The organism is Lentilactobacillus sp. TOM.63, from assembly GCF_030361045.1.
GTDB classification, from domain to species: Bacteria; Bacillota; Bacilli; order Lactobacillales; family Lactobacillaceae; genus Lentilactobacillus; species Lentilactobacillus dabitei.
On sequence record NZ_JAUCAP010000067.1, the window covers coordinates 1 to 13,916 of the forward strand.

The 13,916-nt window shown below is 42.9% G+C and carries 13 protein-coding genes and 1 other annotated feature; of the genes, 3 read left to right on the forward strand and 10 right to left on the reverse strand.

What is annotated here, in order from left to right; translation table 11 throughout:
- Positions 1 to 307: 307 nt before the first annotated feature.
- Positions 308 to 559: a binding site (T-box leader), on the reverse strand.
- 94 nt (positions 560 to 653) lie between these two features.
- Positions 654 to 2,420: a phosphatase PAP2 family protein gene (locus QUF07_RS11040; protein ID WP_217164016.1), complete on the reverse strand. Its 1,767-nt coding sequence runs from the start codon at positions 2,418 to 2,420 to the stop codon at positions 654 to 656.
- 272 nt (positions 2,421 to 2,692) lie between these two features.
- The gene (locus QUF07_RS11045; RefSeq protein WP_217164018.1) at positions 2,693 to 3,334 is read right to left on the reverse strand and encodes a helix-turn-helix domain-containing protein; all 642 of its coding nucleotides are present in this window, start codon (positions 3,332 to 3,334) and stop codon (positions 2,693 to 2,695) included.
- A 177-nt stretch (positions 3,335 to 3,511) separates the two neighbouring features.
- On the opposite strand from QUF07_RS11045, the gene QUF07_RS11050 reads away from it, so the two are divergent.
- Entirely contained in the window at positions 3,512 to 3,874 is a 363-nt protein-coding gene (locus QUF07_RS11050) for a hypothetical protein (protein ID WP_217164020.1), read from the forward strand.
- A 116-nt stretch (positions 3,875 to 3,990) separates the two neighbouring features.
- Here QUF07_RS11050 and QUF07_RS11055 read toward each other — a convergent pair whose 3' ends face one another.
- Complete coding sequence (locus QUF07_RS11055; RefSeq protein ID WP_217164022.1) at positions 3,991 to 4,968, reverse strand: helveticin J family class III bacteriocin; 978 nt, start codon at positions 4,966 to 4,968, stop codon at positions 3,991 to 3,993.
- A gap of 527 nt (positions 4,969 to 5,495) precedes the next feature.
- Here QUF07_RS11055 and QUF07_RS11060 point away from each other — a divergent pair.
- Positions 5,496 to 6,410, forward strand: a complete 915-nt coding sequence (locus tag QUF07_RS11060) for an NADP-dependent oxidoreductase (RefSeq protein WP_217164024.1) — start codon at positions 5,496 to 5,498, stop codon at positions 6,408 to 6,410.
- Between the two features lie 136 nt (positions 6,411 to 6,546).
- Here QUF07_RS11060 and phoU read toward each other — a convergent pair whose 3' ends face one another.
- The 6 genes from phoU to QUF07_RS11090 all read right to left on the reverse strand — a co-directional run bounded on the left by phoU (position 6,547) and on the right by QUF07_RS11090 (position 12,005).
- Positions 6,547 to 7,293, reverse strand: coding sequence for a phosphate signaling complex protein PhoU (phoU, locus tag QUF07_RS11065; RefSeq protein WP_217341876.1), 747 nt, complete (start codon positions 7,291 to 7,293; stop codon positions 6,547 to 6,549).
- An 18-nt stretch (positions 7,294 to 7,311) separates the two neighbouring features.
- On the reverse strand, positions 7,312 to 8,067 hold the full coding sequence (gene pstB, locus QUF07_RS11070; protein WP_056982107.1) for a phosphate ABC transporter ATP-binding protein PstB: 756 nt from the start codon (positions 8,065 to 8,067) through the stop codon (positions 7,312 to 7,314).
- 17 nt (positions 8,068 to 8,084) lie between these two features.
- A complete protein-coding gene (gene pstB / locus QUF07_RS11075; RefSeq protein ID WP_289427445.1) occupies positions 8,085 to 8,879 on the reverse strand; it encodes a phosphate ABC transporter ATP-binding protein PstB in 795 nt (264 codons plus the stop codon).
- Positions 8,880 to 8,888: 9 nt separating this feature from the next.
- Positions 8,889 to 9,776 (reverse strand): phosphate ABC transporter permease PstA, encoded by an 888-nt coding sequence (gene pstA, locus QUF07_RS11080; protein ID WP_217164032.1) that lies wholly within the window; start codon positions 9,774 to 9,776, stop codon positions 8,889 to 8,891.
- Entirely contained in the window at positions 9,773 to 10,696 is a 924-nt protein-coding gene (gene pstC, locus QUF07_RS11085) for a phosphate ABC transporter permease subunit PstC (protein WP_289427446.1), read from the reverse strand. Before pstC ends, pstA begins: the two co-directional genes overlap by 4 nt.
- Before the next feature lie 415 nt (positions 10,697 to 11,111).
- The gene (locus QUF07_RS11090; RefSeq protein ID WP_217164036.1) at positions 11,112 to 12,005 is read right to left on the reverse strand and encodes a phosphate ABC transporter substrate-binding protein PstS family protein; all 894 of its coding nucleotides are present in this window, start codon (positions 12,003 to 12,005) and stop codon (positions 11,112 to 11,114) included.
- Positions 12,006 to 12,193: 188 nt separating this feature from the next.
- Between QUF07_RS11090 and QUF07_RS11095 the strand changes: the two genes are divergently transcribed.
- Positions 12,194 to 12,913, forward strand: a complete 720-nt coding sequence (locus tag QUF07_RS11095; RefSeq protein WP_249778466.1) for a winged helix-turn-helix transcriptional regulator — start codon at positions 12,194 to 12,196, stop codon at positions 12,911 to 12,913.
- Between the two features lie 299 nt (positions 12,914 to 13,212).
- On the opposite strand, the gene QUF07_RS11100 is transcribed toward QUF07_RS11095, so the two are convergent.
- A complete protein-coding gene (locus tag QUF07_RS11100) occupies positions 13,213 to 13,854 on the reverse strand; it encodes a hypothetical protein (RefSeq protein ID WP_289427450.1) in 642 nt (213 codons plus the stop codon).
- Between the last annotated feature and the right edge of the window lie 62 nt (positions 13,855 to 13,916).

A 13,916-nucleotide genomic window follows, 5' to 3' on the forward strand; every position in this document is an offset into this window, starting at 1 on the left:
GTTTGTGGTAAACACCATTTTAAAGGAAGCTGATCTTTTTTGTCCGAACAGCGTTCGGATTAATTTTACAATCTACCTAATTTCTTTGATTTTGTTTCCATAATGACCGCTCCTCGTATAAAATAAATAATTGAAATTTCCGGTTAATCGTGTCGAAATGCGTTCTAAAGGGCCGATCCTTATGATCAAAGCCCTGCGTTATTCGGTGACTCGGACAATCCCGCCCGATTTTGCTTCAAATAACAATTTTCTCATTTAAATGCCCTCTTTTCTGTACAAAAAAACGTCCCTTGAAATCGATATGACTTCAAGGGACGTTTACACGTGTTACCACCCAAATTCGCAACAGCCTCACGACTGCTACCTCACCATGTACGGCCAAATTAAATTCAGCGATACACTGGCGCTGTAATGGGCGCTCCCAACAAATACTCACAATACTGTTCGCATTTGTCGCTCGAAGGCTACTTTCATTGCTTAGGCTTTTGAATCGTTCACACTTACCCGATTCTCCCTGAAAAAAGTCCTAAGAAATTACTCTCCTTGTCTTAGCAAACTCTAATGTTCTTTGATTGAGACTAATATTATTACCTTTACATCCAGATGTCAACCAATTTATGAAAATAATTTGGCAAAAGTGTGCAAATGCTTGTTTATTTAACCACTTGCACGTTCTTCTTAGTGTAGTCTAAGTGCCAACCCTTTGGTAATCCTTGAACGTGGGCAAATTTGCCGGAGTGACTCTTAAATGACAAGATCTTCGTTCCAGACTTAAGATCCTTGGCTGAACTCAGCACTAATTTACCACCCAGCTTAGCAGAACCGGAAACCGCAACCTTGTCATTAGCTGCCAAGTTCAACGTTCCCCTGTTTGCTTGGGTGTAATTGCCCTTAACGGTGACAGCCCGTGAATCCAACTTAACAGTTCCGTCAGTTAGGTTCAAACTGCCATTACCAAAAGCGGATTCGTTTTGAGCAACCAGTGAGCCGCCTTTAACAGTGGTGCCACCCTGATAACTGTTCTTGCCAAGTAATGCTAATGAGCCGGAACCTTCCTTGGTCAAGCCGCCCTTACCGGAAATATTGTTTTTCCAAGTATCGTTGGCGTTAAAGCCACCCTTGGAGGCGTCCATGTTAACCGTCGTGTTGGTAAGTAATTCACCAAACCCGTTAGCGGCCTTAAAGAGGTTCAAACGACCCCAGCCTTCGGTATCATCGCCCATTGGGTAACCGGATGGCAAGCCAGTCGTGTAAAGAACTTCCCGCCGTTGGATGTCTGACAGATATGGCAATCTTGTCTTGAGGAGAACTTCAGCCCCCTTTGGCACAACCATTGCTTTGGTCGTGTCGCCAATTGGTGAGAAGCCATAGGTCAAGCGATAAGTGTAATCCTCAAGGTTCTTTTGATAATCACTGAATGAATCTTGGGCACTTGAATCCTTTTGACTTGGCAAATTAGCCTGCGCATCCTTGTAAGCTTGGTCAGCCAATTGTTGATTATTTGGATCATTCAAAGTTGCGGCAGTCATTGCGGTACCAATTACCCGACCACCCATGACAGCCAATGGTGAATGCCGACCAGCGAGGACTCGGTCATAACCGACTTCTGAAGAACGGGTAATTAATTGTTGATAGCGTTGGGGGAATGTATAAGCAAGGGTTTCCCCAGTTTCAAAGGCGGCAGTGGTATGCCCGCTTGGAAAATCGTAATCATTTTGCTTAGCGGCAGCCATGACGTTTGCGAGGTATGGATTAACTTTGACCTGGCTACTTTGCCGATAAGGCCGGGTAAATTGAATGTATGCCTTGGGGGTTCCGGTTCCGGACCAGTCAGAATCTTCGGCAGTATCAACTAATTTGACCACCGAACCCAATTTAGAATTCTCATCCGCCCACTTCATCGAACTATAAGGTGAGTCAGCGGGGAGCGGGGCATCGGGAACGGAATTAAAATCAGTCTGGGCACCAGCATCCTTAATGAATGCGTTAGCATATGGCCCAAAGCCACTGATCAAATTATAGCGAAGATCTCGGCGATCAGTGAGGTAGGAGCGGTCAATCTCTGCTTGAGATGCCCCATTTGATATCTGGACTGATTTATCGAGATTCTCTTTTAAAAGATCTGCATTCTTTGCAGTCTTGGTTGTCGGATCCCAATAACTTAGGAACGTGTTGTTGAATAGCGCAATTGCCGGATTGGTTTCCGGTGTCGTGTTCGTTTTGATGTTCTGCTGATACTGATCAACGAAGTACCCGTATGATGCAGCCTGTGGTGCTAACGTTTTTGTAAGGCTTGAATCATCATTAGAACTACTGGCCTGCGTATTCGTTTCCGCACCAAATAACGCCGCCCCTGATAAAGTGAACACAAAGGCACTCTTAATGACTGTCTGTAAAACCGATTTCCGTTTAGTGATCATGACTAAACCTCCCAAAATATAATAACTAAGAAATGCTTATCAGAATGGCAATAATGAACAATACGGCGAACGCAATTTCCCAACCCAACTTGGGGGTATGCTTGATTTCGTTAATCATCGTTGACATCAGTTTCACCATCTTTCAACTAGTCCCTGATAACCATTCATGAATCATCTTAAGGGTAATGGTTGGTTGTAAATAACTGATAGATTATTTGTAAAAAGTGCGTAAATTTTTGGAACGGAAACCGGAAACTTTAGTTTGCAAACAGCTAGACGCTTGACCACCACTTCTTATTTCTCAGTGGCCTGAAGAAAATCACCATGATCAGACTGATCGACAGCAACATATCCAATATAACTCTGCCAATCATCATGCCTAACGCTTCATAGGTGCCTGACTGAACAATAGAAGAATTCCATGAAGAATTCAAAAAATTAATGACAATATTGACTGCCAACAAAATAAAGAAGCTCCCAAAAATTTCAAGCAACGTTAATCGCCGTTTCAGATTTATCCAACTCTCATAAGAAAGAAATACTGCAAGTTCATTGATCAATAAGATCAAAGTGGTGATCGCTGAATGAAAACCTGGCAAATAATACATATGTAGGTAACCGACAATCAATAGAACAATGTTAAAGCGATACGTGGCAATGAAAACAGTTTGTCTTTTCCTAGACCTTTGTTCCTTGGGTCTATCATTGACAGTCATTTTCGCATCCCGGATGAGATTGTCCACTGATATTCCAAATAAATCACTCAGTTTGATGAGCATGCTAGCATCAGGATAACTGCGATCATTCTCCCAACCAGAGATGGTTTTTCGAGAAACGTGGAGATATGCTGCCACATCTTGCTGAGTCATCTGCTTATTTTTTCGAAATTGCTTTAATTTTGTCGAAATACCCACGGCTTTCACTCCTTTATTTTTATTATGACTTGTTATAAGTATCTGTTGTTGGCAACTTCTTAGCCTGAGCACCAAAAACAACCTCAAATTAGGCATGTCTGTGATTCTAAGCTTGTACTTTTAATATTATAGGATAATGATGAAAGCATCAATTGGTTAAAGGGAGATGATGTAATTATGAATATCAAACAACGAACATTCTTAACAAAATTTGATAGGGCCATCTTTACAGCTGGCTACATTCTAATAGGAATAAGCATTTTTATTTCTGTCGTCAGTCCATTTTGGGAAAGCGCTATCATCGGGCTAGTTATCGTTGGAGCGCTGGGAATTGTCTTAAAGCGTCACAGACAACTAAAAAAGCCTATTTTTAAAGGCCTCACATTTCCCTTACTTACCTATCCCTGCTTCCAGGTTCCTGATATCCTAACCAATACAATGAGTCATCCAAACATCTTTGCGAATCTACTTCTCTTTTTAATGATATGTTGGGGTGGTTTCTTGATCTATTTATATTCAAAAACAGAGCGAAAAAACTGAGCGCACATAGTGAGATTAATTAAAAACATTTCAGTTTGCATTTCATTGATAACTGGCGGTAATAATCAATACGGTTCATTCAACCGCTAATAGCGGTAATGACAATTATCCCATCATTAGATATTAGAAAACCAATACACTCGATTCTCTAACGTCTTCGTCGCATATGGCTCGGCGTCATGATACGCAATCCCGATATATACCCGAGACGCTACCTGGATCCCCTCAGTCTCAATATTTTTGCCGATCCAATTAGAATGGTGTAGCAAAACTTGTTGAGCAGTTTGACTTCCCCATTCGAATCGGCTGATTCCTGGTGTGTCAGCGCTAGGGTGGTTTTCGCTGACAGCTGCTTGACCACTGGAAACGTAAATTGCAAACCCATTGTCCAAGTCGAACCCTTGAATTGATGGCGATGTTAGTTGGTTCGCGAACTTTGATATTTCAAAATACGGAGTGGCAACCCGAGTTGAAAACAGATCACCCACTTGACTGAGATCCACAAAGCCATTATGATCATCGACCGCATCCAAGGCATCATTCAACTTTCGGCTATCATACAAACTGAAGTGGGCTGTATTTTCCACATCAATTGCCGCAATTAATAACGTCTGCTTGTCAGGTGACAACGCCCCTTCCACTCGCTTGAGTTGGCCGTATGAATCACCTGTCGGCGTGGCATGGTTTAACATCACCAGGCGGGTGACGGAAGTATTGCCCCGATGACGGGTTCGCCGTTCTCGATTTGGTTTAAAACGAATGCGGGCGAGTTGGGTTCCCCATTTCATATCCGGATAATCGACTACATTTGGTTTAGTCACCACCCACCAGTAATCAATCCCGTTATGCTTGAAGTATTCTAAGGTCTGGCCATGGCCAAAATTCTTAAGATACATCTTCTTCGCGTGGCGAAAATTGAGATCATACCCATTTTTCACCCGATTTTTTCGAACGCGGGAGATCACTGCATCCCTGTTTTGATGATACAACTGTAAGGCGTATACATATTTAGTGCCCACGTAGACCTTCTGCACGACTGTTTGCTTGGGTAAATTTTTCAAACGATATTTTAGGTAAGTGTTCGTTTCAGCCATTTTGTCATCCCTCTCAATGAACTTCATTTTAGGATAAGTATTTCATTTTTGGAATTACAAATTCCAGTTCTATTCCTATTGTAGCGAGGAATCAAGCTAATAATACTAATTCATAAATTATTGTGGCAATGCCAAAATCACTCATGATATACTTTTAAAGTCGCCTACCTAGCGTCAGTTAGGGGGTGTTCATGTTGTTCCAGAACTTCTTTGCCCCACTTGCGGTAGCGCTAATTACCGCTTGGTTTGTTGACTGGCTGAACCGCATACACCGCAAGTAAAGCAATATAGGCGACATTCAGCCATAAAAAAGCCCTCAACAGTTGCAGCTGTTGGGGGCTTTGGTGTTCATGGTGCCAAAACTTCTTTGCACTACAAATATATCATATCCGCCGCATTTTTCAAGTTATGTGCGCGTGGGATAAACATTTCACCTCATCAACAACTCCCGCCTAATTGATTGCTTTTCGACCTGGATGAATTATAATTAGTTTAGGGGATTGTGAATTAGAAAGGAGCAATTAGCGATGAAAGCATTTGGATACGAAAAAAATGGTGGCTCGGAAGTTTTCCAGGAATATGATGTTCCCGTTCCAGAGATTACCAGCAACCAAGTTCTCATTAGAACCCAAGCGTTTAACTTAAATAACTTTGAAGCATTACAACGAGCGGGTAAATTCAAGCCTACTGATCATCGCATTATTCCCGGCCGAGATGTCGCTGGAATTGCCGAACAGGTTGGTAGTGATGTTAAGGGTATTAAAATTGGTGACCGCGTCGTTGCCCATGGCCATCATTCCTACGCTGAATATGCAATGGGTGATGATACCAATACCGTCACCATTCCAGATAGCGTCTCATTTGCGCAGGCCGCTGGAATTGTTACACCTGGATTAGCCGGCTACAAGGGCGTTCATCTATTTGGGAACGTCCAACCCGGCCAAACCGTCGTTGTTAAAGGAGCTTCCGGTGGTGTTGGTTCGATCGCCGCCCAAGTTGCTTTAAGCATTGGTGCCAAAGTAATTGGGGTTGGTTCCAGTCGCAATGAGGAATATGTTAAATCATTAGGAATCACGGATTACGTTGCTTATGATCAACAAGACCCAGCAAAGGCTTTGGCAAACACGGCCGACGTTGTCATTGACGCCGCTTTGAATGGCATTGGCAGTGAAAATGATGCTGAGATTGTCAAGAATGGCGGGATTATTGCCAGTGTCGCAGATGGCGATCCGGATACCGACAAGGATGTTCACTTCAATCACATTCACCCAACCCAACAAATCACTGATTTACAGGCACTAAAGGCCATGATTGAACTAATGGCCCAAGGAAAACTTTCAATTAAGATTGCCAAGCAACTACCATTTACGTTAGCTGGCGTTGTAAAAGGCCATCAGATCTTGGAATCAAAGCATGATGGGCGAGTAATTGTCGCCAAATAACGACCCCTTTAAAAATTAAAGATGGACTCAAAAACAGTTTCTCCTAGAAAACTAGGAACTGCTTTTGAATCCATCTTTTTGTAACTGATATTTTAGCATTTCAATGATTACGGTTTAGCTTCAATTCATAGCTAAACTATTGATTACCCTTTTTATTGGGTGCTTTATCCTTTTCTTTCACAATTTCTTCTGAGTACAGCTTGTTAACTAATTCGGGGTTGGCTTTGCCAGGATTTAACTCAACAATCTGACCAGCGGCACTATAAACAATCCATTCTGCTAAATTGACAATGTGGTCACCAATCCGCTCAAGCAGACGAATGACCATAAAGTAACTTGAACTGGCAAGGGCCGTTTCGGTATTCTCCTCAACGGCTTTGGTAATTGCATCGCGAATCAATAGGTATTGTTCGTCAACGGCCACATCTTCGTTGGTTAACGTTTTAGCGGCATCAGCGTCACTCTTGGAATAGGCATCCAATGCTTTTTCCAGCATATCGCGAACCTGATCGGTCATCTTGGCGATTTCTTTTTCGACTTTGGGAATTCGCGGATTGCCTTTCACTCGAATGGTCTCCCGGGCAATGCTAACGGCATGATCGCCAATCCGTTCCAAATCTGAACTGGCCTTCAAAATACTGATAATCACTCGAAAATCAGTGGCAACCGGCTGTTGAAGGGCAATCAAACTCAGGGCCTGCTTCTCCAGTCGCATTTCTTCGCCGTTGGTTTCGTTATCGGCATCAATGACCTCCTGCGCCAACTTTTTGTCATGTTCCATAAAAGCCTTAGTTGAACTATAAATCTGTTCACTAATATTGAGCCCCATTTCAACAAACCGGCCGTGGAGCTTTTTTAATTCATCATCAAATAATTCTCGCATTGTGGTGTCCTCCCTGTATTATCCAAACTTCCCATTCAAATAGTCACTGGTCTTCTCATCATCTGGGTGAATAAACATCTTCTCAGTTTTCGAAAATTCAACCAGATCACCGTTCAACAAGAATGCCGTCTTGTCTGAAATTCGCGATGCCTGTTGCATATTATGGGTCACGATGATGACCGTGTACTCATGGCGAATATTCATTAACGTGTCCTCAATCTTGGCACTGGAAATTGGATCCAACGCACTGGTCGGCTCGTCTAGTAACACCACTTCCGGCTGGACGGCTAACACCCGGGCCACACAGATCCGTTGCTGCTGCCCACCAGAGAACGCTAAGGCATTTTCATAGAGATGGTCCTTAACTTCATCCCAAATGGCGGCTTGCTTCAAACTGGTTTCCACCCGCTCATCAAGAACGTGTTTGTCCTTTTCACCCGCTAACCGCAAACCATAAGCAACGTTTTCGTAGACGCTAAACGGGAATGGATTGGGTTGCTGGAACACCATGCCAACCCGTTTTCTCAAATTAACCACATCAGTTTGGGGAGCATAAATATCTTCATCTTCCAGCTTAATGCTTCCGGTAATGGTGACCCCTTTGATTAAATCATTCATTCGATTCAAGCAACGCAAGTAAGTGGACTTACCACACCCCGACGGACCAATTAATGCAGTGATTTGGTGTTCTTCGAAATCCAGGTTAATGCCGTGGAGGGCTTCTTTTTTGCCATAGTATAAATGGACATCTTTACTTGTAATGATTTTGGTCATTGCCCACTGCTCCTTTACTAGCCAAAGTTACCGGATATGTAATCCTCAGTGGCTTTGATTTCTGGATTAGTAAATAATTTTTCCGTTTCGTCATATTCAAGCACGTGGCCCATGTGGAAAAATGCCGTGTAATCCGCAATTCTTGATGCTTGTTGCATATTATGAGTCACAATAATGATTGAATAATTTTTCCGCAATTGTTGGAGAGTTTCCTCAATCTTAGCGGTCGATATCGGATCCAAGGCACTGGCCGGCTCATCTAGCAACAGAATATCCGGTTTCATGGCGACACAACGGGCAATACATAGCCGTTGCGCTTGACCACCAGATAATGCCAAGGCACTTTTATCCAGCTCATCTTTGACTTCATCCCAAAGCGCAGCGGCTTTCAAACTCTCCTCAACTCGTTTATTCAATTCGTTCTTATCTTTTATTCCGTTTCGTTTTAAAGCAAAGGTAATATTTTCTCGAATTGATTTGGCAAAGGGGTTCGGCCGTTGAAACACCATGCTGATGTGTTTGCGGACTTCGTAGACATTAATATTCTTACTATTGATATCAGTATCTCGATACATAATTTTGCCTTTAACGGTCGCAATCCGATCGTTCATCCGGTTCAAGCAGCGCAAATACGTTGACTTTCCTGATCCGGAGGCACCTATCAAAGCGGTAATCCGGTACCGGGGAAATTCCAACGAGGCATCGTGCATGGCATGGTTATCCCCATAGAATACTTGGAGATTTTCCGTGGTCATCGCTTTTTCCAACGGTATATCAATAATGTGGGTATCATCAAATGAATAGTTTTGCATATTAATCTCCTACCTCGTTGCGGTCATTTTCTTGTACATCCAATTGCCAAGCATTCTAGCTAAGAGGTTGAATAAGAGAATCACGACGATCAAAACGGCCGATGCCCCACTTGAAATGGCGGCAGCATCCGGGGTGACGCCTTCAGTATTCAGTTTCCAAATATGAACGGCCAACGTTTCAGCTGGGCGTAGCGGATTTAAGAAACTTGCTGGATCGGCTGGATTCCAGTCACCGTAATTAACAGTTGGTGCACTTTGTCCAGCCGTGTAAATCAAGGCAGCGGCTTCACCAAATACCCGGCCGGCACTCAAAATAATTCCAGTTAAAATTCCCGGCACAGCAGCTGGCAACACAATCCCAGTAATAGTTTTCCATCGTGATAGGCCCAGTGACAGTCCTGCTTCTCGTTGTAATTGCGAAACGTCTTGCAAGGACTCTTCGATACTTCGAGTCAACAATGGCAAGTTGAAGAAAGTCAGCGCAATGGCCCCAGCCAGGATGGAAAAGCCCATATTGAACTGGATAACAAATAACAGGTAGCCAAACAACCCAACCACAACGGAAGGCAACGAACTCAAAACTTCAACAGCGGTTCGAATCAAGCTGGTAAACCAGTTATTAGGCGCATATTCTGACAAATAAATACCAGAACCTAAGGCAATCGGGAAAGATATAATCAGCGTCAAGACTAACAGGTATAAGGAGTTAAACAGTTGATCACGAACCCCACCGCCAGCTCTAAAAGATTGGGCAGCAGAAGTTAGGAAGTGGCCTGAGATATGCGGAATTCCAGTCCACAGGATGTAGCCGAGTAGGAATACTAAGATGCCAATAACGGCGGCAACCAGGACGTAAATGACGCCGGTCGCAATGTTATTACTTGTTTTAGAATTCATTTTTTTAAACTACCCTTCTTCCCAATAAAGCGAACCAGAATGTTAAAGACTAATGACATTAATAGCAAGATTAAAGCTAACGACCACAAGGCATTATTAGGTAATGTCCCCATGGTGGTATTACCGATTCCAGTTGTTAATTGACTCGTTAACGTGGAGGAAGGGGTCAGCAAGCCATGAGGCATTAAGACGGCGTTACCAATGACCATTTGGACGGCCAAAGCTTCACCAAATGCCCGTGACATTCCAAAAATAACCGCGGTCAAGATTCCCGGGGTAGCGGCTCTCAAAACCACTTTGTAAATGGTTTGCCAACGGGTGGCACCCAACGCTAATGAAGCCAAGCGGTAAAACATTGGGACCGCCTTGATACTGTCAACGGAAAGTGACGTAATTGTTGGCAGTACCATGACAAAGAGGACCAATGTTCCGGCGAGGATTCCAAACCCAGTCCCCCCAAACGTGTGACGAATGAGTGGTACGATCACCGACAAGCCGATAAATCCATAAACAACAGAAGGAATTCCGACCAACAATTCGATAACCGGTTGGAGAATCTTGGTTCCCTTTTCTGGTGCGATTTCCGTCATAAATAACGCAACCCCTAACGCAAACGGAGTGGCAACCACCGCAGCGAGGATTGTGACACTAAACGACGTCACGATCATTGGCAGGGCACCGATTTGTGGATTGCCATGCTTATCAAGTAACCCTGGGTTCCAGTTAGTTCCCGATAAAAATTTCCACAAACTCACGTGATTGGCCGTAAAGGTTGCGATACCTCTGGTCGTGATGAAATATAAAATCGAAATTACCAGCAACCCCACAAAAGCAATACAGATGTAGGTAATTGTTCGACCAAAATAATCTTGGTGAGTTGCTTTCGATGGATTTTGCAGGTCTTTCTTAATCTCATCCATGCTAAACCTCCTATAATTTAGTGAGCGGATCCAGGCGCTTAGAAACTGGTACATAAGTCTCCCCAAACGTGAATTCCTGGGTTTGGAATTTACGTTTGGGGTGCTTATGTGCAAGTTTCTGCCTGGAGGAGCTGTCCTAATAAAGTGAGCGAAGCAAAGCGGTTAGAAACTGGAATATAAGTCTCCTTCAACAAGAATCCCTGGTTTTGGGGGATTCTTGTCGAGGGTGTTTCTGCTTTGCGCACTCGTACTGAAATTAATGATGCTTTAACCTGATGAAGGCCGAGGGCATTTGATTTGCCTTTGGCCTTCGTTGGGTTACATAATGATTTTTTGATTCTGTTTGGTAGTGAAAACGTGCTCTGACGCAACTGGCGCTAAATCCTAAGCCCCGCCACCCGTTGCTAGTCGCACTCTATTTTTGACTCACAGCGTTGCTTGCATTCTTAGTTACCTTCATATCATGAATACTGATGTAACCAAGCTTTTGGACTAAGCTGTCTTGAACTTTGCTTGAATCCATGTAGTTGAGGAACTTCTTAGTGGCAGCGTTTGGTTGACCCTTAGTGTACATGTGCTCGTATGACCAGATCTTCCATTTGTTCGTTGTCACGTTGGCATCAGTTGGTTTGACATTATTAACTGATAATGCTTTGATCTTATTATTGACATATGAGAAGGCTAAGTAGCTGATGGTTCCTGGGGTGCTTGACACAATCTTTTGAACAGTTCCGTTTGAATCTTGTTCCTGAGCCTTAACAGCCTTGGCGCCTTCAAGAACGGCTGATTCGAAGGTTGCTCGCGTACCTGAACCTTGGGCCCGGTTAACAACGGTGATTTTTTCGTTTTTACCACCAACTTGTTTCCAGTTCGTGTACTTCCCAGTAAAGATGCCTTTTAGTTGAGCCATGGTCAAATTGCTGACGCTGACATCTTTATTCACAACTGGTGTCATTCCAACAACGGCAACTTGGTGATCGACTAACTTGTTGGCTTTAATCCCATCTTGTTGTTGGGCAAAGATATCTGAGTTACCAATTTGAACAGCGCCGGCTTGAACTTGACTCAAACCAGTACCGGAACCGCCACCTTGCACGGAAATGTTAACCTTGCTATTGTCCTTTTGATAATCGCTGGCCGCCTGTTCAACTAATGGCTGAAGGGCAGTAGAACCAACCGCGGTAATTTTAACGTTTGAATCCGCTGAAGATTTTTTAGATTTGGAACTGCTGCTGGAGCCACAACCTGCAAGTAAAACCCCCACCGTTGCGACCGCAACGATTGTTGAAAAAAAGGATCGTTTTTTCATGATAATGTTTCCTCCTAATATATGAATCCCATTTTTTTAGTACTCATTTAAGTACATTGTTAATATACCAACGTCATGTAAATATCGATTTTCGTTTATGTAAAAGTAACGTAAAAGTCCCCGATTCCTGACAAAAGTATGGCATAGCTTAAGATGTAAACTATTTCAATAAAATGGAGGAAGACCAGATGCCACTGGAAATTCTATTAATCAGTCAAGATTTACAGCTCGCCAACAAACTTAAAAAGTCACTGACCGCCTTCAACATTAATACCCGGGTCTCATTTGAACCATTGGATCACTTACTACAGCAAGTTTCCGGAGTTATCTGGGATTTGAACAGCGTCGTTTTGCCGCAAAATCCATCCGAAATGCAGATTTTGAGAAGCCAAATTGCCGGTCCGATCCTATTATTAACTAGCAAGCCACATCCTGAGCGGACCGTTTGCTCGTATTTTGTTGACTATCATTTTGATGATTACCTATATAAAGCGTCAATGAAAGAAGTAACCGCCCGAATCGTTCAGCACTTGTGGGTCTACCAAAATCGTAATCGCCTGCGAATGAGCCGCCAAGGGGGAACCGATAACCACTTACTAGTGGGACCGTTAAAAATTGATTTGGATAAATTTCAAGTCGTTAATGGTAATAGGAACCTCAATTTGAGCCCAATTGAATACAAATTGTTATTGTTCTTCATTAGTAACGCCAATACGGTATTGAGCAGAACTCAAATAGCCTCGGCAGTCTGGGGAAATACCACCGGTGCAACGCTGAGAATTATCGATACCCATATTAGTAATTTAAGAAAGAAAATTGAGGAAAACCCCAAGGAACCGGAGATGTTGACGACAATTCGGGGATTTGGATATCTGTTCAAAAGCCAGAGTGCGGAAACAAGCGGTTAGGAATCGGAGCGTAGGTCGCCTTGAGAAGAAATTCCCGGGCTTGGAATTTTTTCTCAAGGTGCCTACGAGCAGATTCCTGCTTGTCGGAGCACATTTATTCTATGTAATGGAGAAAGTCTCCTCAAACAGAAGGCGAAGCAATTCAATTGTCAGGTGATAATGTGCTCATTGGAATTACAATATATCTGGGAGCATCAGTTGAGAACCAAATCTACCGATTCCCTAAGTCTGCATTTAACTAACCTAAAAAGCAACAACCCACAAATTAGAGCTAAAGTGAGTTGTTGCTTTTTCGCGTGTTAATTTAATGGCTTAGCTACCGTTACACCAGCATAATAACCATCGTCATATGAAAGAACGCCACCGGTTTGCCGATTACTTTCATAATAGATGCCAATCTGATAGCCATTCAAAGCTGACCGTTTTTGTTGGTTATATCCATGCGTATCGAAGGCTGTCTTAATTGCTGTTAGTTTTTGATTAGCAGAAGTTACTTTTCCGTGGGGATTGTAAAAGGCATAGTTGGCATCTTTAACGATAAGCACATCCAAAAATTGCTTTCGAAAATCAGTTAAAGTTGATCCATAAGCAGTTAATTTTGACAACTTCAGCGAAAGTCGAGCATTAGGAAATAAATGCAGAACTTTCCGACTCAGGTTTTGCGAAGGTGATTGATTAATATAACGCTGATAGTCCTTGTCACTTAGAAAATAGTTAATGTCAAGGCCATTCCAAACCTTGTAATTAGGGTTGTATCCTGGCTTTAAATAGCCTCGCCAAACATACCCATAAAGATTAGGTGTCCCGTGGGGAGTCATACCTGCTACGTAGTAATAAACAGCAGATTTATTATTTTTCCGTAAAATAACGGTCTTGGCACGTGTCCAAAAAGAGTTAGGATAGTTTTTGAGGTTGAGCAACCGTTTTCCTGATTTATTCATAAAAATACACAAAATACCCATCAAACACATGTTTCACGCGTTTGATGGGTATTTTGCATTTT

Bases quoted from the DNA above. Each gene is read 5' to 3' on its own strand.
- QUF07_RS11040 (WP_217164016.1), bottom strand. From the start codon at position 2,420: ATGATCACTAAACGGAAATCGGTTTTACAGACAGTCATTAAGAGTGCC.
- QUF07_RS11050 (WP_217164020.1), top strand. From the start codon at position 3,512: ATGAATATCAAACAACGAACATTCTTAACAAAATTTGATAGGGCCATC.
- QUF07_RS11055 (WP_217164022.1), bottom strand. From the start codon at position 4,968: ATGGCTGAAACGAACACTTACCTAAAATATCGTTTGAAAAATTTACCC.
- QUF07_RS11060 (WP_217164024.1), top strand. From the start codon at position 5,496: ATGAAAGCATTTGGATACGAAAAAAATGGTGGCTCGGAAGTTTTCCAG.
- phoU (WP_217341876.1), bottom strand. From the start codon at position 7,293: ATGCGAGAATTATTTGATGATGAATTAAAAAAGCTCCACGGCCGGTTT.
- pstB (WP_056982107.1), bottom strand. From the start codon at position 8,067: ATGACCAAAATCATTACAAGTAAAGATGTCCATTTATACTATGGCAAA.
- pstB (WP_289427445.1), bottom strand. From the start codon at position 8,879: ATGCAAAACTATTCATTTGATGATACCCACATTATTGATATACCGTTG.
- pstA (WP_217164032.1), bottom strand. From the start codon at position 9,776: ATGAATTCTAAAACAAGTAATAACATTGCGACCGGCGTCATTTACGTC.
- pstC (WP_289427446.1), bottom strand. From the start codon at position 10,696: ATGGATGAGATTAAGAAAGACCTGCAAAATCCATCGAAAGCAACTCAC.
- QUF07_RS11090 (WP_217164036.1), bottom strand. From the start codon at position 12,005: ATGAAAAAACGATCCTTTTTTTCAACAATCGTTGCGGTCGCAACGGTG.
- QUF07_RS11095 (WP_249778466.1), top strand. From the start codon at position 12,194: ATGCCACTGGAAATTCTATTAATCAGTCAAGATTTACAGCTCGCCAAC.
- QUF07_RS11100 (WP_289427450.1), bottom strand. From the start codon at position 13,854: ATGAATAAATCAGGAAAACGGTTGCTCAACCTCAAAAACTATCCTAAC.